Source organism: Streptomyces sp. NPDC126510 (assembly GCF_040302345.1).
GTDB lineage: Bacteria > Actinomycetota > Actinomycetes > Streptomycetales > Streptomycetaceae > Streptomyces.
In genome coordinates this window covers 374,302-395,248 of record NZ_JBEORR010000003.1, presented here as the reverse complement: position 1 = coordinate 395,248, position 20,947 = coordinate 374,302, and the positions used below count along the sequence as shown (strand labels likewise).

Below are 20,947 nucleotides of genomic sequence, written 5' to 3'. Positions count from 1 at the left end.
TGCGGTGAAGTCCTAGACACCTCCACCACACCGGAGGTCTTCGCCATGATCAAGCCCGGCCGGCGTTAACAACGCTCGTGATCAATACACCTAGGCGGCCAGCCCCAGTGCGGCCATCCGCTTGGTGTGGGCCTCGGTGATCCGGGAGAACATCTTGCCCACCTCGGCGAGGTCGAAGCCGTCCGCGACCCCGCCCACCAGCATGGTCGACAGCGCGTCACGGTCGGCGACCACCCGCTGGGACTGCGACAGGGCCTCGCCCATCAGCCGCCGCGCCCACAGCGCGAGCCGCCCGCCCACGCGCGGGTCGGCGTCGATCGCGGCCCTCACCTTCTCCACGGCGAACCCGCCGTGCCCCGTGTCGTCGAGCACGGCCAGCACGAGGTCACGGGAGTCGGAGTCCAGCCGGGCGGCGACCTCCCGGTAGAAGTCGCTGGCGATGGAGTCGCCGACATAGGCCTTGACGAGGCCCTCCAGCCAGTCCGAGGGGGCCGTCTGCTTGTGGAAGCCGTCGTACGCGGCGACGAACGGCTCCATCGCCCGCGTCGGCTCCTCCCCGATCTCGGCGAGCCGGTCGCGCAGCCTCTCGAAATGGTGGAACTCCGCCGACGCCATCTTCGCCAGCTCCGCCTTGTCCGCCAGCGTCGGCGCCAGTTTGGCGTCCTCCGCGAGCCGCTCGAACGCCGCCAGCTCCCCGTAGGCGAGCGCACCGAGCAGATCCACGACCGCGGCGCGGTACTGCGGGTCGGCGGAGGCCGTCGCCCAGTCCCGGGCGGCGACGGAGGTGGGTTCGGCGGCGGCGGTGTCCGAGGCGTTGTCAGGCTTGTCAGAGCTCGTCATGAAGCGCACAATAACCCGCTTGACGGGGGCCGTAAGGCCCTGGTCAATCACTGTGACGACGACTACGTGACCGAATCGGCCATCGCAAGTGCGCGATTCCGGGGTATGGTGGTAATGCGCCTGCTGGTACGTCGACGTACCTCGACAGGCCGCACGTATGAGGATGCCCGGTCGGTGGCCCGATCGGCTCCGACCCGACAGCCCTCCCCGGCCGTCCGCCCCAGTGCGTACGAGACCCGGAGGGGGACACCCTCAGCGGCACGAGCGCTAGAGCGTCGGCGCGGTCCCGTGCTCTACGGTCCGCCCGTAGGCAGCCCGACGTCCCCGGCACGGTCTGACACGACCCCGCGCTCGCCTCGCGCCGCCCACACAGAAGAGGCAGCACCCTGACTACGTTCCGAGAGCTCGGAATCCTCCCCGAGACCGCCGAAGCCCTTGAGGCCGTCGGCATCATCACCCCCTTCCCCATCCAGGAGATGACGCTCCCCGTCGCCCTGTCGGGCACGGACGTCATCGGCCAGGCCAAGACCGGCACCGGCAAGACGCTGGGCTTCGGCCTCCCGCTCCTCGAGCGCGTCACCGTCCCCGCCGACGTCGAGGCCGGACGCGCCGCGCCGGAAGCCCTCACCGAGGCCCCGCAGGCGCTCGTCGTCGTCCCCACGCGCGAGCTGTGCACGCAGGTCACCAACGACCTGCTCACTGCGGGCAAGGTGCGCAACGTACGCGTCCTCGCCATCTACGGCGGCCGGGCCTACGAGCCCCAGGTCGAGGCCCTGAAGAAGGGCGTCGACGTGGTCGTCGGCACCCCGGGCCGGCTGCTCGACCTCGCCGGTCAGAAGAAGCTGAACCTCAAGCACGTCAAGTCCCTGGTCCTCGACGAGGCCGACGAGATGCTCGACCTGGGCTTCCTGCCCGACGTCGAGAAGATCATCAACATGCTGCCGGTGCGGCGCCAGACGATGCTGTTCTCGGCCACCATGCCGGGCGCGGTGATCGGCCTGGCCCGTCGCTACATGTCGCAGCCCACGCACATCAGCGCCACGTCGCCGGACGACGCGGGCAAGACGGTCGCGAACACCAAGCAGCACGTCTACCGCGCGCACAACATGGACAAGCCCGAGATGGTCGCCCGCATACTGCAGGCCGACGGCCGAGGGCTGGTCATGGTCTTCTGCCGTACGAAGCGGACGGCTGCCGACCTGTCCGACCAGCTCCAGCAGCGCGGCTTCGCCGCCGGCGCGGTCCACGGCGACCTCGGCCAGGGCGCCCGTGAGCAGGCGCTGCGCGCCTTCCGCAACGGCAAGGTGGACGTCCTCGTCTGCACCGACGTCGCCGCCCGCGGCATCGACGTCGAGGGTGTCACCCACGTCATCAACTACCAGTCGCCGGAAGACGAGAAGACGTACCTGCACCGCATCGGCCGTACGGGCCGCGCAGGTGCCAAGGGCATCGCGATCACGCTCGTCGACTGGGACGACATCCCGCGCTGGCAGCTGATCAACAAGGCGTTGGACCTCGGGTTCAGCGACCCGCCGGAGACGTACTCCACGTCCCCGCACCTCTTCGAGGAGCTCAGCATTCCCGCGGGCACGAAGGGTGTCCTGCCGCGCGCCGAGCGCACCCGTGCCGGGCTCGGCGCGGAGGAGCTGGAGGATCTGGGCGAGACCGGTGGCCGCGGGCCGCGCGGTCGCGGCGGCCGAGGTGGCCGGGACGACCGGGACGAGTCCCGTTCGGCCGACCGCGAGCGGTCCTCGCGTACGCCGCGTCGCCGCCGTCGTACCCGCGGCGGGGCCTCGATGGACGGGGCCCCCGAGTCCGTCGGCACCACCGCGCCGGGTACCACCGCTCCGGGGAACACGGCCACCGACGGCGCCGCCGAGACGGACGCGGTGACGGCTCCGCGCACCCCGCGCCGCCGTCGCCGCACCCGCGGCGGGGCCCAGTCCCAGCCGGCTCCGGTCGCGGCCGTCGAGTCCGCCCCGTCCGAGCAGGCGGAGAGCGCCGTCGCGACGGCGGAGGGAACGGCCACGGAGGCCCCTGAGACGGCCGCGCAGCCGCGCCGGCGCCGTACGCGCCGTTCGGAGACGCCGGTGGTGGAGACCGAGGCCGCGGTGACGCCGTCGGCCGCGGAGCCGGCGGTCGTCGCCGAGGCTCCGGCCGCCGCGGATGCCGCACAGCCAGAGGCCGCCGCCAAGCCGCGCCGCCGCACCCGCAAGGCCACGGCGGCGTCCGCGGCCGAGTCGGCGCTCGACACGGTCGCCGGAACCACCGAGTCCGCTTCGGAGCCGACCGAGGCGAAGCCGCGCCGCACCCGCAAGACGGCGGCGAAGGCCGAGGCGAGCGTCGACACGGCCGAGGGGACCACCGAGTCCGCTCCGGAGCCGACCGAGACCAAGCCGCGCCGCACCCGCAAGACGGCCGCGGCGGCGCCGGGCGCGGAGGACGCCGTCGAGGCGGCCGAGGCCAAGCCCAGGCGTACGCGCAAGGCGACGGCCGCGGCCGAAGCCGCCGTCGACACGGCGGAAGCCGGCGAGGCCAAGCCGCGTCGCCGCACCCGGAAGACCGCCGAGACCGCGGCCACGGCCGAGGCTTCCGAGGTCGCGGAGACCAAGCCGCGCCGCACCCGCAAGGCCACCGCTCCGGCGGAGACTGCCGTCGACACGGCCGAGGGCGCGGAGACCAAGCCGCGCCGCCGGACCCGTAAGACCGCCGAGCCGGCCCCGGCAGTCGCCGAGATCCCGGCTCAGACGGTTCAGGAGCCGGAGGCCGCCGACGTCAAGCCGCGCCGCACGCGGAAGACCACCGCTGCCGTTCCGGAGGCGGAGGTCGCCGAGGTCAAGCCGCGCCGTACGCGCAAGACGGCTGCCGCGGTCCCGGCCACGGAGGCCGTCGAGGCCAAGCCGCGCCGTACGCGCAAGACGGCGACGGCCGAGGCCGCGGTCGACACGGCCGAGGGCACGGAGGCCAAGCCGCGCCGCCGGACCCGTAAGGCCGCCGAGCCCACCGGCATCCCCGCCCAGGCGGACCAGGAGCCGGAGGCCGTCGAGGCCAAGCCGCGCCGCACGCGCAAGACGGCGGCGGCCGCCACGGCTGCCGCCGCCGAGGACGCGACGGAGCCGAAGCCGAGGGCGCGCCGCACCCGCAAGGCCACGGCCGCAGCGGAGCCCACGGAGGGCTGACACGCTCCTCCAACGACGGCCCGGCTCTCCGACCAGGGGAGCCGGGCCGTCGGCGTTCAACCGGGTTGGCACGCCCCTCAACAGGGAGCCGGGCCTTCCGCTTTCAGCCGGGCGGCAAGTCCCCCTCCCAACAGCGAGCCCTGCCCTCGGCGTCCAGCCGGGCGACCAGGCCGAACCGCCCCGAAGCCACCGCCGCCACGGAGCTCGCAAAGATGTGTTTCCCCCGGGCCGCGCGGTCGGCCGCACCCGCTACCCTCGCCCCGTGACCAGCCACCCCGCCTTCCCCCCGCCCCCGGGCGCGCGCGCCTACCCCCTGCGCACCTCACGCGGCGAGTTCGCCGTCGTCGACTCGTCGCCGAAGCCGGGTGCGGAGGTCAGGGGGGTCGTTCTGATGCTGCCCGGGTTCACCGGCAGCAAGGAGGACTTCAGGCTGCTCCACGAGCCGCTCGCGGAGCGGGGGTACCGGGTCGTCGCCGTGGACGGACGGGGGCAGCACGAGTCGGACGGGCCCCTGGACGACGAGTCGGCCTACGCCCAGCGGGAACTGGCGCGGGACGTGCTGGCGCAGGCCGAGGCGCTGGGCGGACGCGTGCACCTCGTGGGGCACTCGCTCGGCGGGCAGATCGCCCGTGCGGCCGTGCTGCTCGACCACTCCCCCTTCGTCTCGTTCACCCTGGTCTCGTCCGGCCCGGCGGAGATCTCCGTCTCCCAGCAGCAGCGCGTGAAGCTGTTGCGGGACGCGCTCGCCGTCATGTCGATGGCGGAGGTGTGGGAGGCCATCCAGGCCATGGGGCCGCCGGAGGAGGTCGGCGGGCCTGCCCGGGGCCTCGGGGACCAGGACCAGTTGCGCCGCCGCTGGCTGGGCCACAGCCCTGCGCAACTGCTCGCGACGGGTCGTCAGTTGTGCACCGAGCCGGACCGCGTGGCCGAACTCGCCGCGGTCCCGCTGCCGTTCCACGTGCTGTCGGGCGCGCACGACGACACCTGGCCGGTGGCGATCCTCGACGACATGGCTGTGCGGCTGGACGCGCGCCGCACGGTCGTCACGGGAGCCGAGCACTCCCCCAACGCCGACCAGCCACTGCCGACGGCCCACGCCCTCGCGGACTTCTGGGACGGCCTCGGACGGGGCCGGTTCCCGGCAGCTCCCGGGACGGCCTAGTACTGCGCCCGCAGGTGCTCCCAGAAGCCGTCCCGCAGCGCCCGTCGCAGGTCCGCCTGGCCGCGCAGCGAGTACTGCAGGAGGCCCTCCGCCTCCACGAGCAGGTCCTGGTCGACCGAGCCCGGCAGGTAGGGGTGCCCGGGCAGCAGCTCGAGCAGCGTGTCCCGGCCCCGTGCCGCCAGCCACTTCGCCGCGATCTGCGCGCCCACGAACCGTACGTTCTCGCGGGTGGGCCGCTCCCCCGCCGTCTCCTGGGCGGGGGCCGTGCGGCGGGAGACGTAGGGCTTGAAGAAGTCGAGGTCGAGGGTGCGCTGACTGTCGACCTCCCACAGCAGCGGCTCCGCCTGGTTGCGGCCCTCCGGTGCCTCGATGCCCCAGAGGTGGACCCGGGCGCCGTACCCCTGGGCCGCCTCGACCGCCGAGACCAGGTCCTCGTCGCCGCCGAGCAGAGCCGCGTCGCTGATGGCGCGGTGCCGGGCGAGGGACTCCAGGTCGGAGCGGATGAGTGAGTCGACGCCCTTCTGCTGGTTGTTGGCGTTGAGGTTGCCGAGCCGCACCTTGACGTCCGGCAGTTCCGCGATGGTCTGCTGTTCGGCCGTGTGGATGCGGCGCCGGGCGCCGTCGTACCAGTAGACCCGCAGCAGCCGGCTGTCCGCGAAGATCGTGCGGGCCCTGTCGATGAGCGCGTCGATCAGGCCCTCGGCGTCCACGTCGAAGGCGCGGCGGTCCTCCGTGCCGGCGACGAGGCGGCCGGCGGCAGCGTACAGATACCCGGCATCGACGAAGATCGCGTGGGTCGAGGGCGTCTTCGCCACCTCGGCGAGCATGCGCTGGAGCAGCTCGTTGGTGCGGTCGATGCGGGCGCTGAGGGCCGCGAGGTCGTCGTTCATCGCCTCCATTGTCCCGGTGGTCACGCTGCGAACACAACTGGTCCCGGTCGGTCCCGTAACGACACTCTTACAACTCAGTAATTAGCCGTTCGAAAAATTTCCTTAGCGTAGGGAATGTTTCACCCACCCGTCCCCGTTGACTCATACGGAACACCGAGTAGTTCTCCTCAGGAGGATGACCAGACGAAGGGAGAAGCCCTTGCGCTTCGAAATCATGCGACTCGACGACGTCGACGGCACGCCTGTGGACTCGACCGTTGTGGACGCCGCCTCCGTCAACCGCATCGTTCAGCAGGCCGCCGCCATCGGACAGCGCCTGTGGATCCGCCCGGCCGAGACCACGGCCTCATAACGCGCGCGGCTCTCCCGCACTGCGGAGCCCCCGCCCGGCATCGGCCGTGCGGGGGCTCCGCTGTTGCGGGCCTCCCTGGTCGGGGGCGTACTGGCTGAGGGGGCCCGTGCGAACCAGAACAGGACGGTGGGACATGTCGGTGACGGACCGGCCGCACAAGGACCTGCACCAGCAGGCCTCCGCCGAGGCGGCGCGGCGCTACGAGGACTCCACGGCGGAGCGGGAACGGGTCGAGGGCCGGCTGGCGGCCGGTGTGCGCTTCCCGGACTCCCCCGACGCGCTGGCCGTCCGCGCCGACCGGATCCTCGACCGGGGCGGCCTGTCGCCCTCGGCGGTGGTGGCCGACATCCACCGCGAGGCCATGGACCTCCCCGACGCCAACGAACGGATCATCGACCTGTCCAACGAGCTCCAGGCCTGGAGCTTCCTGCCGCGCGGGGTCAGGGCCGGGGCCACGGTCGCCCGGATCACCCGGCGGCGCGACGGCCGCGAGCTGCCGCACGGCACCGGCTTCCTGGTCTCGCCGCGGCTGCTGATGACCAACCACCACGTCCTGCCCGACGAGAGCTTCGCCCGGACCTGCTTCGCGGAGTTCAACGCCCAGGTCACGGCGGACAACCTGCCCGACACCGTCGTCCGGATGGAGCTCGACCCGCAGGCCTTCTTCGCCGCGGACCGGCGTCTCGACTTCGCCCTCGTGGCGCTCGCGCCCACCGCTGACGGCCCCACGCCGGGCGAGATCTTCGGCTGGAACCGGCTGAGCGTGCAGACCGGCAAGCTGGTGCTCGGCGAGAAGGTGAACATCATCGGCCACCCCTCGGGACGGCTGAAGGAGATCGCGCTGCGCGACAACGCGGTGCTGGTCCGCCTCGACGACTTCGTGCACTACACGACCGACACCGAACCGGGGAACTCCGGCTCCCCCGTCTTCAACGACCAGTGGGAGGTCGTGGCGCTGCACCACAGCGGCGTGCCGAAGAAGGACGACCAGGGCCGGGTCCTGCGCAAGGACGGCCGGCCCTGGCAGCAGGGCGACGGCGACGACGCCATCGAGTGGGTCGCCAACGAGGGCGTACGGATCAGCTCGATCCTCAAGCACCTGGCCGGGCTGGACCTCGACCCGGGGCGGCGCGCCCTGCTGGCCGAGATGGGCCCGGACACCGGCCTGGACCAGGCGATGACCACAGTGTCGGCCCTCCCTGCAGCCGCCCCCGGGGCACCGCCCGAGAGGACTTTCGCGGTACCGGGCGTCACGACCCCGCCGGTCCCCGGCCTTCCGGTGACGGTTCCCATGACCGAGAGCGAGACCGGGACCGAGCGACCCAGGGTCGGTCTCCGGGCCCGCGGTACCGCCTTCGGCGGCACTCGGCACCTGGTCTTCCTGCACGGCCGGGACCAGCAGGAGAAGTACCCCGACGAACTCCGCCTGTCCTGGACGGCCGGCCTGAACCGCGGTCTCACCCTCGCGTCCATGCCCACGCTCGACCCGCAGGACGTGTGGTTCCCGTTCTACGGCACGAGACTGCACGACCTCGTGAGCGGCCGGGAGAGCACGGTCGAGCCCATCGGTCTCGACCGGGTGAGCGCCGCCGCTGCCGCCGAGGTGTTCGCCGCGGAATCACCCACGGGCTCCTACGAGCGGCTGCTCTACGAGGCGGCCGCCCGGGCCGGCATGCCGCAGAACGGTCCGGCGACCACCGAGGGCTTCGGTGCGGGCCTGGTCGGGGCACTGCACCGGCCGCTGAGCTGGCTGGCCGCCCGGTCGGACCTGGACGAGTGGACCATCGCCACGTTCCTGCGGGATGTCGACCTGTATCTCGGCGACAGCGCCGTGCGGCAGGCGGTGCTGGACAGCGTGATGGAGACGATGCCGACCAGCGGCGAGCTGGTGCTGGTCACGCACAGCCTGGGCACGGTCGTCGGCATGGACCTGCTGACCCTGATCCCCGAGGGCCTCGACCCCGTGCTGCTGGTCACCGCGGGAAGCCCGCTCGGCCTGGACGGCGTCAACGAACGGCTCCTCACCCGCGGCCCGCACCAGCCGCACAGGGTGCGCAACTGGGTGAACGTCTGGTGTCCCACCGACGCGGTGGCCATCGGCTGCCCCCTGGAGGACGAACGGTGGGGAAAGCTCGACCAACTGGCCGTCCCCAACGGCCGCGAGCGTGCGCACAAGATCGAGGAGTACCTCGGCCACCCCGGCCCGGCCCGGGAGATCCGCAGCGTACTGCCCCAGTAGCCCGGAAGCGGGCCCTCAGCTCCCCTGGATCACCTGCGTGACGCCGTTGATGATCTGCTGCACGGCGATCGCGGAGAGCATCATGCCGGCCAGGCGGGTCACCAGGACCACGCCGCCGTCCTTGATGATCCGGATGATCACCAGCGAGTAGCGCATCACCAGCCACAGCACGACGTGGATGGCGAGGATGGCCGCCCACACGGACACCTGCGTGGCGATGCTGTGGGCCTTCTGCACGGCGAGGATGACCGACACGATCGCACCTGGTCCGGCCAGCAGCGGCATGCCCAGTGGCACCAAGGCGACGTTGACGTCCTTGGTCTGCTTGGGCTCGTCGGTCTTGCCGGTGAGCAGGTCCAGCGCGATCAGGAGGAGCAGCAGGCCGCCCGCGATCATCAGCGCGGGCACCGACACGTGCAGGTAGTCGAGGATCTGGTGACCGAGCAGCCCGAACACGGCGATCACGCCGGCGGCGACGCAGACGGCCTGGAAGGCCATCCGCTTCTGCACCTTGCCGGGCCGGCCCGCGGTGAGGGCGAGGAAGATCGGAGTGATCCCCGGGGGATCCATGATGACGAAGAGGGTCAGGAACAGGGAGCCGAAGACGGCGAGGTCGAACATGAGTGAGCCTTGCGCAGAGGGCTGCTGCTGCGGTCAGACGTCACGCAGGGCGGAACGCGGGGCACAGCGGGCAGCGCCGGGTGAGAAAAGGGAGACGGACCCGCGGGAGAGACGGGCCTGCGGAACGGGACTGACGCGGGGGAACCTCAGACGACCCCGCCGGCCCCCGGCACGGGAAACGCCCCGAAGGCCCGCCGCGTGATCTCCCCGTACACCTCGGGATCCGTCGTGTACTCCCCGAGCACGCAGGTCTTACGGCTGCCGTGGTAGTCCGAGGACCCGGTCACGAGCAGCCCGAGCTCCTTGGCCAGACCCCGCAGCCGCGCTCGCGTCTCCGCGTCGTGGTCCATGTGGTCGACCTCGATGCCGTCCAGTCCGGCCGCGGCCATCTCGGCGATGGCGGCCTCCGGCACCGTGAGCCCCCGCTTGCTCGCCCCGGGGTGCGCGAACACCGCGACCCCGCCCGCGCCCTTGATCAGGCGGATGGCCTCGAAGGGGTCGGTCTCGTGCTTCTCCACGAAGACCCGTCCGCCGTCGGCCAGCCAGTCCTGGGTGAAGGCGTCGTTCACGGTCGGCACGACACCCAGCTCGACGAGGGCGCTCGCCACGTGCGGGCGCCCGACGGACCCGTCGCCGGCGATCCGTGCCACCTGTTCCCAGGTCACCGGCACGCCCAGCTCCTGAAGCCTGGCGATCATGCCCTGGGCGCGCGGTACCCGGTCGTCCCGGACCAGCTCCCGCTCGGCGAGCAGCGCCGGCTCCTCGGCATCGAAGAGGTAGGCCAGCATGTGCATGCTGATGCCGTCGATCCGGCAGGAGAGCTCGGCCCCGGTCACCAGGGTGAGGCCCTCGGGCAGCGCGGCGATCGCCTCGGCATGCCCGCGCGTGGTGTCGTGATCGGTGAGCGCGACGACGTCCAGCCCGGCCACAGCAGCTTTCCGCACCAGCTCGGCGGGCGAGTCCGTGCCGTCGGAAGCGGTGGAGTGGGTGTGCAGATCGATACGCACGACACGGACTCCAGACACAGACGACACGAACAGGGCTGCTCAAGGATAACCGCATTTTCAACGCCCGATGTCACACCTGAACCCGGCAAGCACCCCCTACATCGACGACGCCTCGAAGGGGCGCGGGGCCGTGTCACCATGCGGCTCCGCCGCGCGGGCGCGACCGGCCACTCGCATCCGCAGCCGCCGATGCAGCCGAACTGCCACCCCCGCAGGCGCTACGGCTGAAGCAAGCGCGGCGACAACGCCCCACAGGGCACCAGCTCCACCTCGGCCCCCGCCTCACGGAGATCCGCCAGCACCAGCTCGTCGTACATCAGCAGCCCGGACTGCTCGGGCCACACCACGGCCCACAGCCACATCCCGAGCGCCTCTCCCGCGAACACCGCCCGGTCGCCCGGCGCCCCGGCCACGTGCCAGAGCGGCGTGGGGCGCCCGGCGGCCAGCACCTTGGCCTGCGGCGGCTTCTCGACGTCCATGTGCGGTCCCGGGTCGGGGCCGTCCATGCCCGCGTAGCGCGCCCCGAGCCCGACGCCGAGCTCCTCGGCCACCAGGATCAGCTCGCCCATTCCGCCGAGCGGCCCGGGTCCGGTGCAGGCCACGGCGGTCGCGCGGCCGCCCGTGCGGTCGTCCCCCGCGCAGGCCACCCCCGTGAACAACCACCCCACCGGCAGCGGCCAGGGCATCCACAGCGGCACCCGGGTGCGGTGCACCACGACGTTGAGGGCGTCGACGCTGGGCGGTATCACGGGCTGCACCGGATGGACGGTGCCGTGCACATCGCACTGCCACGAGTCGGAGAAGAGGCCGGGAGCCCTGACCCGGCCACCACACTTCGGGCAACTGGGTTCGCCCCTCATAGGGCCCCACGGTCCTACCCGCGCCCCGCCGCGTCAAGGACGATCACCCATCCGGACGGAAGCCTTCACCACCCGCGTTAGATGTAGCTTGCATTAATTAGCGTGGCTAACTTAGTATGTGCATATACCAACTATCTCGTCTCGGGAAAGGGAGCAAGCAATGGACCCCTTCGACGCCGGAGCGGGCGGCCTCCTGAAGCAGCCCAAGTCCGTATGGGCGACCGCCGGGGCCTCGGTCGTCGCCTTCATGGGCATCGGGCTCGTCGACCCGATCCTGCCGTCCATCGCCCAGGGCCTCGACGCCACGGCCGGCCAGGTCTCCCTGCTCTTCACGTCGTACTTCCTCATCACCGCCGTCGCCATGCTGGTGACCGGATTCGTCTCCAGCCGGATCGGCGGGAAGAAGACCCTGCTGCTCGGCCTCGCGTTCGTCGTGGTCTTCGCCGGGCTCGCCGGGACCTCCGGATCCGTCGGCGAACTGGTCGGGTACCGGGCCGGATGGGGCCTCGGCAACGCGCTGTTCGTCTCGACGGCCCTCGCGGTCATCGTCGGCGCGGCGGCCGGCGGCAGCGCCGCGGCCATCCTGCTCTACGAGTCGGCCCTCGGCCTCGGCATGGCCTGCGGCCCGCTGCTGGGCGCCCTGCTCGGCGACGCCAGCTGGCGCTACCCGTTCTTCGGCACCGCGTTCCTGATGGCCGTCGGCTTCCTGTGCATCACGGTATTCCTGAGGGAACAGCCCAAGCCGGCCCGCAAGACCTCACTGCTGGACCCGCTCAAGGCCCTCGGACACGGCGGCCTCGCCTCCGCGGCGGTCTCGGCGTTCTTCTACAACTACACGTTCTTCACCGTGCTGGCCTTCACGCCGTTCGTGCTGAACATGAGCCCGTACCGGTCGGGTGCGGTGTTCTTCGCCTGGGGCGTGCTGCTCGCCGTCTTCTCGGTGATCGTCGCACCCCGGCTCCAGAAGCGGTTCGGCTCGCTGAAGGTGCTCGGCGGTTCGCTGGTCCTGCTCGCGGCCGATGTCCTCGTCCTGGGCTACGGCTCGCACACGGCCGCCGTCGTCTGCACGATCCTGTCCGGCGCCTTCATCGGCGTGAACAACACCGTCTACACCGAACTGGCGCTCGGCGTCTCGGACGCGCCCCGGCCGGTGGCGAGCGCGGGCTACAACTTCGTGCGCTGGTTCGCCGCGGCGGCGGCCCCCTACTTCGCGCCGAAGATCGAGGAGTGGACCGACATCCACATCCCGTTCGTGGTGGCGGCGGTCACCGCGGTCGTGGGCGCGGCCGTGGTCGTCGTACGGCGCAAGGCCCTCATTCACCGAGCTGCGGACCTGGAGCCTCGGCACGCGACCGAGGACAGCGTCGCCGTCTTCGCCAACTGACCTGACGCAGGCGGGGTTTGGTGAGCTTCCTCACTCCAGCGGGACGGACTTCCGGGACGGATCCCGGAGGTCCGTCCCCTGGTTCAGCCACCGCTCCTGGAGCGCCTGCGCGCCGTGCACGCGCTTCCAGGCGGCCTCGTTCGGGGTCATCGGCAGCAGCGGCAGGAACCGCACGGGGTCCAGGGGCTCGTCGAGCTCCAGGTCCTCGACCAGACCGCCCGGCTCGGCGACCAGGACCGACGTGAAGGGAGCGCCCGGCCACAGCGGCTCACCGACGTCGAGGGACGCTCCGGGAGCCACGACCAGGCCCTCCACCTGCGGAGACGCGGCGAGCACGGCGAGCGGCCGGAGCACCTTGTCGATGTCGGCGATCCCGGCACGGACCGAGAGGACCAGCTCGGCGCGCGGCCCCTTGACCGGGTCGGCGACCACCGCCGTGGGGTCCGTCATGGGGTGCGCGGCCATGCCGAGCGAGGCGTAGCGGACGATGCCGCCCTCCTGGAAGCGGAGCACCTCGATGCGGTCCGTGCCCAGGAAGGTGACCGCCGCGCGCGCGTCCGGTTCACCCAGCGCGCTGCGCAACCGGGCTTCGACCAGCGGGAGAACATCTGCCATGCGGCGAGCATAGAACTCGTCAGTAGCGGGCAAAGCAGCACCTTGACAGTTGTGTCGGCTGCTACTCTGGCCCGGTGGTTCGGGGTAGCACGCAGAAGCGTCGCGATCAAGCCCCGACGCCGAAGGAACTCCCTTACGAGGGACCGGCCGGAGGAGGTGGGGCTGCAATGGATCGAAGTCGACCGTGCAGTAGCACCACGCTCTTCGCGCCGCCGATGTAGCTGCTTCTGTCTCCGGCTGCCACCTCTCGCACTCGCTTCACCGCGGAAGAGCGCTTCGTTTCGCTTTGCCTGATCTGCCTCAGTAGCTGAATCAGTGACGAAACCGGCCACCGCGACGATGCGGTGCTCCCCGCTTTGTGGACGTGCCAAACATCCGTAGTCACAACGTCCTCATTCCGGGTAGTTCCACCCGTCGCCGGCGCCGTTCGTCGCCCGCCCGCGAAGGAGCCCGCCATGTCGATGATCCGCGACCTGCGCGCCGTTGTCCGTCCGTCCCGTGTGTCGCTGCGCAAGGAGAGCGGGACCTACGACGCCACCCGCAGCCCCGCCGCGGCCACGGCCGTCGTCGACTGCGCCGTCTACCGGGACGGCCGTCGCGTCGAGACCGAGACCGCCCTGACCCCGCACGAGGCGGTGCGCCTGGCGCGCCGCGACGGGGGTTTCGTGTGGATCGGCCTGCACGAGCCGACCGAGGCCGAATTCTCCGGCATCGCCGGTGAGTTCGGGCTGCACCCGCTGGCCGTGGAGGACGCCGTCCAGGCCCACCAGCGGCCCAAGCTGGAGCGCTACGACGACTCCCTGTTCACGGTGTTCAAGACCATCCACTACGTCGAGCACGACCAGCTCGACGCCAACAGCGAGGTCGTCGAGTCCGGCGAGGTCATGTGCTTCACCGGGCGGGACTTCTTCATCACCGTCCGGCACGGCGGGCAGGGCTCCCTGCGGGCCCTGCGGCACCGCCTCCAGGACGACCCCGAACTGCTCGCCAAGGGTCCCTCGGCCGTGCTGCACGCCATCGCGGACCACGTCGTCGACGGGTACATCGCCGTGGCCGACGCGGTGCAGGACGACATCGACGAGGTGGAGACCGAGGTGTTCTCCCCGGGCCGCAAGGGCTCACCGCGCGGCTCGGACGCCGGCCGGATCTACCAACTCAAGCGCGAGGTACTGGAGTTCAAGCGGGCCGTGTCGCCCCTGCTGCGGCCCATGCAGCTGCTGAGCGAGCGGCCCATGCGGCTGATCGACCCCGACATCCAGAAGTACTTCCGGGACGTGGCCGACCACCTGGCCCGCGTCCAGGAGCAGGTCCTCGGCTTCGACGAGCTGCTCAACTCCATCCTCCAGGCCAACCTGGCGCAGGCGTCCGTCGCCCAGAACGAGGACATGCGGAAGATCACCTCGTGGGCCGCGATCATCGCCGTGCCGACCATGGTCTGCGGTGTGTACGGCATGAACTTCGACCACATGCCGGAGCTGCACTGGCGCTACGGCTACCCGGTGATCCTGGGCTTCACCGTGGTCGTCTGCCTCGGCATCCACCGGACGCTGAAGCGGAACGGATGGCTGTGAGCGGCCTGGTTAGGCTGGGCCCATGACAAGCGAGCTGCTCGACAAGGCCCTCGTCGAGGAGGCCACGAAGAAGTCCGGCCTCGTCTGGGTCCAGGGCCCGGACGGCCCGGCGCGTGCGTTGTGGCACGTATGGCACGAGGGTGCCGCGTGCCTGGTCGGCGACGGACCGGGCGAGCAGCCGCTGCCGGGGCTGGCCGACGGCGCCGAGGCGAAGGTGACGGTCCGCAGCAAGGACAAGGGCGGCCGGCTGGCGACCTGGACGGCGCGGGTCACGGAGCTCGCCCCGGGCTCACAGGCGTGGGACGCGGCGGTCGCGGAGCTCAAGGGCAAGCGGCTGAACGCGCCCGACGGCGAGGCCATGACCGACCGCTGGGCCCGCGAGTGCCGGGTGCTGCGCCTGGAACCGACGGGGGCGACGGCGCCCCTGCCCGACGGCTCGCTGTCCGAGCCTCCCCTGCCGTCCCCGGCGATCACCCGCCGGCCGGTCCCTGCAGGGCTGCCCCGCCTGCTGCTGAAGAAGCGCAAACGGACCTGACGGCCTACGACGACGGCAGCTGCTTGCCGTAGTCCACCGTCTCGTTCCGCTCCGGCTCCCTGAGGGAGAAGTCCTCGCCCCAGCCGGAGAACGTGAGGGTGCCCGCTCCGCCGGCCCGCTCCAGGCGCAGCGGGTAGGGCTTGCCCTCGAGGGAGACCTCCAGGGTGCCGCCGGAGCCCTTGTCACCGGTGACGCGGATGGTGCGGACGCCCGCCTCCTCGTCGTGGCCGTCCGTCGCGAGCGTCCCGTGCAGGGTCAGGAGACCGTCGAGGAGGAGAGCCTTGTCCGTGAAACCGCTGAACTTCTTGTACGCGGGATCGCCCTGCGGCACCTTCACGAACTTGCCGCCGAGCTTGGAGGCCGCCGCCGCGTCCGCCTTGCCGCCCCCGCCCTGGCCGCTGCCGTGAGTCCAGAACTCCGCGTCCGCCTTGACCCAGAGCTGCTCGCCGATGCGCAGCAGCTTGAAGGTCGCGCCCTTCGAGGTGACCGAACCGTCGCCGCCGTCGTCCTTGAGCCGCATGTCGATCGCGTAGGTCCGCCCGCCGCTGACGACGTTGCCGTGCACCCGGACCGCCCCGGCGGTCTCGGCGGCCGACCGGGTCTTGCCCTGGATCTTGGCGGCGGGGAGTCTGCCGACCCCGTTGGTGCCCTCGTTCGGATCCTCCGCACAGCCGGTGAGCACTGTTCCCGTCACGAGCAGGGCGCACGTCGCGCTCGCGAGTGCGGCACGACGGCCGCGGCTCTGGCGAATCGGAGTCACAGGTGGGGCTGCCTCTCTGACGGGAGACCTGAACGGCGTACCGCAGGGTACCGGGGTCGTGCGGGCGGATCGGAGCCAGTCCGTCCGGACCGGCCGCCGACGCGTCACCGATCAGGACGGGCTAGCCTGAAGCCCACCCGAGCGGGCAATTCGGAAGACACAGGCACAGAAACCGGCACACAGACAGCCACCACGAACCACCCCGCACGAAAAGGAGCCGCGGCCATGGCAGCGGGCGCCCCCCGGATCTTCGTATCGCACCTCCAAGGTGTCGCCGTCTTCGACCCGGCCGGCGACCAGGTGGGGCGGGTGCGCGATCTGGTCGTCATGCTGCGGGTGGGGCAGCGACCGCCGAGGCTGCTCGGCCTCGTCGTCGAACTCGCCACCCGCCGCCGTATCTTCCTGCCGATGACCCGGGTCACCGCCATCCAGTCCGGCCAGATCATCACCACCGGCGTGCTCAACGTCCGGCGTTTCGAGCAGCGGCCCACCGAGCGGCTGGTCTTCGGGGAGCTGCTGGACCGGCGCGTGACGCTCACCGAGACCGGCGAGGACGTCACCGTCCTGGACCTGTCGGTGCATCAGCTGCCGGCCCGCCGGGAGTGGGAGATCGACCGGGTCTTCGTCCGCAAGGGCAGGAAGGGCGGTGCCTTCCGGCGGGCCAAGGGCGAAGCGCTGACCGTCGAGTGGACCGCCGTCACCGGCTTCTCCCTGGAGGAGCAGGGGCAGGGCGCCGAGAACCTGCTCGCCACCTTCGAGCAGCTGCGCCCGGCCGACCTGGCCAATGTCCTGCACCACCTCTCCGCCAAGCGCCGGGCCGAGGTCGCCGCCGCCCTCGACGACGACCGGCTCGCCGATGTCCTGGAGGAGCTTCCGGAGGACGACCAGATCGAGATCCTCGGCAAGCTGAAGGAGGAGCGCGCCGCCGACGTCCTGGAGGCCATGGACCCGGACGACGCGGCCGACCTGCTGGGCGAGCTGCCGACGGACGAGCAGGAGCGGCTGCTGAGCCTGATGCAGCCCGGCGACGCGGCCGACATGCGGCGCCTGATGTCGTACGAGGACCGCACGGCGGGCGGTCTGATGACCACCGAGCCGATCGTGCTGCGCCCGGACGCCACCGTCGCCGACGCCCTGGCCCGCGTCCGCAACGCCGACCTCTCCCCCGCCCTGGCCGCCCAGGTCTACGTCTGCCGGCCCCCCGACGAGACCCCGACCGGCAAATATCTGGGGACGGTCCACTTCCAGCGCCTGCTGCGCGAACCACCACCGTCCCTGGTCAGCTCGATCCTGGACACCGACCTCCAGCCGCTCGACCCGGAGGCGGAGCTGCCCGCGATCGCCGGTTTCTTCGCCACGTACGACATGGTCGCGGCGCCCGTCGTCGACGAGGCAGGCTCGCTGCTGGGCGCGGTGACCGTGGACGACGTGCTCGACCACATGCTCCCGGAGGACTGGCGGGAGACGGAGTTCCACCTGGACGAGGAGGTGGCGACCGATGGTTCCTGAGCGCGAGAGCCCGCGCGAACGCACACCGGCGGGCGCCACGGCCGCCTCCCGGCCCCGCACGACCCGCCTCGACCAGCCGCTGCCGCCCCGGCGCCGGTTCTTGCCCGAGTACGACCCGGAGGCCTTCGGGCGGCTGTCGGAGCGCATCGCGCGCTTCCTGGGCACCGGGCGGTTCATCGTCTGGATGACGGTCGTCATCATCCTGTGGGTGGTCTGGAACAGCCTCGCCCCGGGCCACCTGCGGTTCGACGAGTACCCGTTCATCTTCCTGACGCTGATGCTGTCCCTCCAGGCCTCCTACGCCGCCCCGCTGATCCTGCTCGCGCAGAATCGGCAGGACGACCGGGACCGGGTCAACCTGGAGCAGGACCGCAAGCAGAACGAGCGGTCGATCGCCGACACCGAGTACCTGACGCGCGAGATCGCCGCCCTGCGCATCGGCCTGGGCGAGGTCGCCACCCGCGACTGGATCCGCTCGGAGCTGCAGGACATGGTCAAGGAGATGGAGGAACGGCAGAACGGCCACCGTCACGACCCCGTCGTATTCCCGGCGGAACGGTCACGCGGACGTGACGCAGACGACCGCTGAGACGCTTTCCTACGCACCGGTACGGCGCCGTACCATCGTCCTATGGCTACGGAAGACGCGGTGCGCGAGGCACTGGCGACGGTGAACGACCCCGAGATCCACAAGCCCATCACCGAACTCGGGATGGTCAAGTCGGTGGAGATCGGCGCGGACGGGGCGGTCGCGGTCACCGTGTACCTCACGGTCTCGGGCTGCCCGATGCGCGAGACGATCACGCAGCGCGTGACCGACGCGGTCTCCGCGGTCGAGGGCGTGACCCGCGTCGACGTCACGCTCGACGTGATGAGCGACGAGCAGCGCAAGGAGCTGGCGTCCGCCCTGCGCGGCGGCCAGACCGAGCGCGAGGTCCCCTTCGCCAAGCCGGGCAGCCTGACCCGCGTCTACGCGGTCGCCTCCGGCAAGGGCGGCGTCGGCAAGTCCTCGGTGACGGTCAACCTGGCCGCGGCGATGGCGGCCGACGGCCTCAAGGTCGGTGTCGTCGACGCCGACATCTACGGCCACTCCGTGCCGCGCATGCTGGGCGCCGACGGCCGTCCCACCCAGGTCGAGAACATGATCATGCCGCCGTCGGCGAACGGCGTGAAGGTCATCTCCATCGGCATGTTCACCCCGGGCAACGCCCCGGTCGTCTGGCGCGGCCCGATGCTCCACCGCGCCCTCCAGCAGTTCCTGGCGGACGTGTACTGGGGCGACCTGGACGTCCTGCTCCTGGACCTGCCGCCCGGCACCGGCGACATCGCGATCTCCGTCGCGCAGCTGGTCCCGAACGCCGAGATCCTGGTCGTGACGACCCCGCAGCAGGCGGCGGCCGAGGTCGCCGAGCGCGCGGGTTCCATCGCCGTGCAGACCCACCAGAAGATCGTCGGCGTGGTCGAGAACATGTCCGGCCTGCCCTGCCCGCACTGCGACGAGATGGTCGACGTCTTCGGCACGGGCGGCGGCCAGACGGTCGCCGACGGCCTGACCCGCACGACCGGCGCGAACGTCCCGGTTCTCGGCAGCATCCCCATCGACGTGCGCCTGCGCGAGGGCGGCGATGACGGCAAGCCGGTCGTCCTGACCGACCCCGACTCCCCGGCGGGCTCGGCCCTCCGGGCGATCGCGGGCAAGCTGGGCGGCAGGCAGCGCGGCCTGTCGGGCCTGTCCCTGGGCATCACTCCGCGGAACAAGTTCTGATCTGACGCCGGTGGTGGCAAACGCCCCTCTTGGGGGCGCGGGGCTGTGTCGATGTGCGGCTTCGCCGCGCGGGCGCGAGCAACCACGGAAGACCCGCAGCCGCCCGCACACAAGAACCCCCACGACGAAGGGGCGCCGAAACTCACGGCGCCCCGGGGGCGACTCACGCGTACGCGGCGATGTCCTTCACCACGGCGAAGCCGAGCCCGTACGCACTCATGCCCCTGCCGTACGCCCCGACATGCACCCCGGCCGACGTGGAACCGGCGAGCACCCAGCCGAACTCCGACTCCCGGTAGTGGAACGCCGTCGGCACCCCGTCCACGGGCAGCGACAGCGTCGACCAGTCGGCCCCGTCCAGATCGTCCGCCAGCACCCACGCCGTCTCGGTCTGCTGCTCCAGCCAGTCGTCCCGCAGGGCGTGGTCCATCTGCCCGGGCCAGGTGAAGGACAGCAGCCCCACCCCCGCGAGCCATGCCGCGGAGGAGACCGACGTGGCCTCCAGCAGCCCCGTTCCGTCAGCCGTGCGCCGTGAGGGGTTCGCCGCCACGGTCACGACGACCGCGAACTTCTCCTTGGCGTCCTGATCGCTCCCGGCCGCGTGCTCGTTGCGGATGGTGGGCTCGTCCCCGTGGCCGATCGACCCGTGTTCCACGGCCCCGTCGGCCGTCGTACCCACCTGCATCAGCCGGCGCGGCCCCGTGAAGGCCTCGTCGAGGCCGTACCAGGGGAAGGGCGCACGCAGGTAGTCGTCGACCGTACGCCGGGCGAAGGGGGCCTGTTGTCCGCCCTCCGCGGCCGGCGTCTGCGCGACAGCCCGACTCGTCGTCTCCATGTGCCCGGACGCCTCCTCGCTCTAGTCGGACCGGTACGGCCCGCCCCCCTTCGGGCGTACTCGTCACGGTCCGCACAACAACTCGGCAGCATAGCCACACCGGTGCGAGCAGCAGGGAAACCGCCCGGCGCGTGGGCCGCACGGGCGCCTCGTTCGGGCCGTACACAGCCCGACCGGAGTATGAAACGCGTCACGTACCCGGGGCCTGCGCCCCTGGTCGTGTCCCTCAGGTGGCGTCCGCGTCGAAGGGCGGACGGTCGTCCGGGCCGGGCGTCTCGGGCTTCTTCGTCATGTCGATACGACCACCGGACGAACCGGCGGCACCCGCGGACGAAGAAGCGGAGGAGGTGTCGGAGTCACGGCTGTGGACGGCGTCGGTGACCTCGGCCATCTCCTTCTTCAGGTCGAAGCCGTTGCGGATCTCCTTGAGCCCCAGGTCCTCGTTGTCCAGCTGCTTGCGGATGAACGTCTTGGGGTTGAGGTCCTCGAACTCGAAGTCCTTGAACTCCGGGCCGAGTTCCTCCCGGATGTCGTTCTTGGCGCTCTCCGAGAACTCACGGATCTTCCGGATCGTGCGCGTCACGTCCTGGATGACCTTGGGGAGCTTGTCCGGACCGAAGACGAGCACGGCAAGGACGATGAGCGTCACCAGCTCGAGTGGTCCTATGTCATTGAACACCTGAAGCTCCTAGCGAGTGTCCTCGGTCCTCGGCCCTCGTGGTCGGTGCGGGTCTTGCCGTGGTCCGGGCCGGATCCACGGTACCCGGCGATCCTGTCCGACCGGTACTGTCCCGGGACCTCCGAGTGCGGGAGGTGTGAGCGC

The 20,947-nt window shown here is 71.4% G+C and carries 19 protein-coding genes; 10 read left to right on the top strand and 9 right to left on the bottom strand.

Translation table 11 applies throughout. From position 1 onward, the window contains the following. Positions 1-90: 90 nt before the first annotated feature. Positions 91-840: a ferritin-like fold-containing protein gene (locus ABTX60_RS05785; RefSeq protein ID WP_352095792.1), complete on the bottom strand. Its 750-nt coding sequence runs from the start codon at positions 838-840 to the stop codon at positions 91-93. Between the two features lie 476 nt (positions 841-1,316). Here ABTX60_RS05785 and ABTX60_RS05780 point away from each other — a divergent pair, with 476 nt between their 5' ends. Together ABTX60_RS05780 and ABTX60_RS05775 are read left to right on the top strand one after the other, a co-directional pair. Further along, positions 1,317-4,019, top strand: a complete 2,703-nt coding sequence (locus tag ABTX60_RS05780) for a DEAD/DEAH box helicase (protein ID WP_352095791.1) — start codon at positions 1,317-1,319, stop codon at positions 4,017-4,019. Positions 4,020-4,281: 262 nt separating this feature from the next. Beyond that, positions 4,282-5,181: an alpha/beta fold hydrolase gene (locus tag ABTX60_RS05775; RefSeq protein ID WP_352095790.1), complete on the top strand. Its 900-nt coding sequence runs from the start codon at positions 4,282-4,284 to the stop codon at positions 5,179-5,181. Here ABTX60_RS05775 and ABTX60_RS05770 read toward each other — a convergent pair. Then, complete coding sequence (locus ABTX60_RS05770) at positions 5,178-6,071, bottom strand: NYN domain-containing protein (protein WP_352095819.1); 894 nt, start codon at positions 6,069-6,071, stop codon at positions 5,178-5,180. The two genes, ABTX60_RS05775 and ABTX60_RS05770, sit on opposite strands and share 4 nt — an antisense overlap. Positions 6,072-6,270: 199 nt before the next feature. Here ABTX60_RS05770 and ABTX60_RS05765 point away from each other — a divergent pair, with 199 nt between their 5' ends. Together ABTX60_RS05765 and ABTX60_RS05760 are read left to right on the top strand one after the other, a co-directional pair. Continuing rightward, a complete protein-coding gene (locus tag ABTX60_RS05765; protein WP_003992775.1) occupies positions 6,271-6,423 on the top strand; it encodes a DUF8834 family protein in 153 nt (50 codons plus the stop codon). 133 nt (positions 6,424-6,556) lie between these two features. After that, entirely contained in the window at positions 6,557-8,662 is a 2,106-nt protein-coding gene (locus tag ABTX60_RS05760; RefSeq protein WP_352095789.1) for a trypsin-like serine peptidase, read from the top strand. A 15-nt stretch (positions 8,663-8,677) separates the two neighbouring features. Here ABTX60_RS05760 and ABTX60_RS05755 read toward each other — a convergent pair whose 3' ends face one another. The 3 genes from ABTX60_RS05755 to ABTX60_RS05745 form a co-directional block, all read right to left on the bottom strand. After that, positions 8,678-9,283: a MarC family protein gene (locus ABTX60_RS05755; RefSeq protein WP_352095788.1), complete on the bottom strand. Its 606-nt coding sequence runs from the start codon at positions 9,281-9,283 to the stop codon at positions 8,678-8,680. A 146-nt stretch (positions 9,284-9,429) separates the two neighbouring features. Beyond that, on the bottom strand, positions 9,430-10,290 hold the full coding sequence (locus tag ABTX60_RS05750) for a PHP domain-containing protein (RefSeq protein WP_352095787.1): 861 nt from the start codon (positions 10,288-10,290) through the stop codon (positions 9,430-9,432). A gap of 218 nt (positions 10,291-10,508) precedes the next feature. Then, entirely contained in the window at positions 10,509-11,150 is a 642-nt protein-coding gene (locus ABTX60_RS05745) for a DUF6758 family protein (RefSeq protein WP_344458643.1), read from the bottom strand. A 160-nt stretch (positions 11,151-11,310) separates the two neighbouring features. On the opposite strand from ABTX60_RS05745, the gene ABTX60_RS05740 reads away from it, so the two are divergent. Further along, positions 11,311-12,534 (top strand): MFS transporter, encoded by a 1,224-nt coding sequence (locus ABTX60_RS05740; protein WP_352095786.1) that lies wholly within the window; start codon positions 11,311-11,313, stop codon positions 12,532-12,534. A gap of 30 nt (positions 12,535-12,564) precedes the next feature. Here the strand turns inward: ABTX60_RS05740 and ABTX60_RS05735 are convergent, their stop codons facing one another. Beyond that, positions 12,565-13,149, bottom strand: coding sequence for a suppressor of fused domain protein (locus tag ABTX60_RS05735; RefSeq protein WP_352095785.1), 585 nt, complete (start codon positions 13,147-13,149; stop codon positions 12,565-12,567). A 455-nt stretch (positions 13,150-13,604) separates the two neighbouring features. On the opposite strand from ABTX60_RS05735, the gene ABTX60_RS05730 reads away from it, so the two are divergent. Both ABTX60_RS05730 and ABTX60_RS05725 read left to right on the top strand, forming a co-directional pair. Continuing rightward, a complete protein-coding gene (locus tag ABTX60_RS05730; protein WP_352095784.1) occupies positions 13,605-14,720 on the top strand; it encodes a magnesium and cobalt transport protein CorA in 1,116 nt (371 codons plus the stop codon). A gap of 22 nt (positions 14,721-14,742) precedes the next feature. Beyond that, positions 14,743-15,255, top strand: coding sequence for a hypothetical protein (locus tag ABTX60_RS05725; protein WP_352095783.1), 513 nt, complete (start codon positions 14,743-14,745; stop codon positions 15,253-15,255). Between the two features lie 4 nt (positions 15,256-15,259). Here ABTX60_RS05725 and ABTX60_RS05720 read toward each other — a convergent pair whose 3' ends face one another. Beyond that, positions 15,260-16,015: a hypothetical protein gene (locus ABTX60_RS05720; RefSeq protein WP_352095782.1), complete on the bottom strand. Its 756-nt coding sequence runs from the start codon at positions 16,013-16,015 to the stop codon at positions 15,260-15,262. Positions 16,016-16,240: 225 nt separating this feature from the next. On the opposite strand from ABTX60_RS05720, the gene ABTX60_RS05715 reads away from it, so the two are divergent. From ABTX60_RS05715 to ABTX60_RS05705, 3 genes are read left to right on the top strand one after another with little or no spacing between them, the layout of a single operon-like run. Further along, a complete protein-coding gene (locus ABTX60_RS05715; RefSeq protein ID WP_352095781.1) occupies positions 16,241-17,524 on the top strand; it encodes a magnesium transporter MgtE N-terminal domain-containing protein in 1,284 nt (427 codons plus the stop codon). After that, positions 17,514-18,113: a DUF1003 domain-containing protein gene (locus ABTX60_RS05710; RefSeq protein ID WP_352095780.1), complete on the top strand. Its 600-nt coding sequence runs from the start codon at positions 17,514-17,516 to the stop codon at positions 18,111-18,113. Before ABTX60_RS05715 ends, ABTX60_RS05710 begins: the two co-directional genes overlap by 11 nt. Positions 18,114-18,155: 42 nt before the next feature. After that, complete coding sequence (locus tag ABTX60_RS05705; protein WP_352095779.1) at positions 18,156-19,289, top strand: Mrp/NBP35 family ATP-binding protein; 1,134 nt, start codon at positions 18,156-18,158, stop codon at positions 19,287-19,289. A gap of 163 nt (positions 19,290-19,452) precedes the next feature. Here ABTX60_RS05705 and ABTX60_RS05700 read toward each other — a convergent pair whose 3' ends face one another. Beyond that, positions 19,453-20,124 (bottom strand): hypothetical protein, encoded by a 672-nt coding sequence (locus ABTX60_RS05700; protein WP_352095778.1) that lies wholly within the window; start codon positions 20,122-20,124, stop codon positions 19,453-19,455. A gap of 226 nt (positions 20,125-20,350) precedes the next feature. Beyond that, positions 20,351-20,803 (bottom strand): sec-independent translocase, encoded by a 453-nt coding sequence (locus ABTX60_RS05695; protein WP_352095777.1) that lies wholly within the window; start codon positions 20,801-20,803, stop codon positions 20,351-20,353. Positions 20,804-20,947 lie beyond the last annotated feature (144 nt).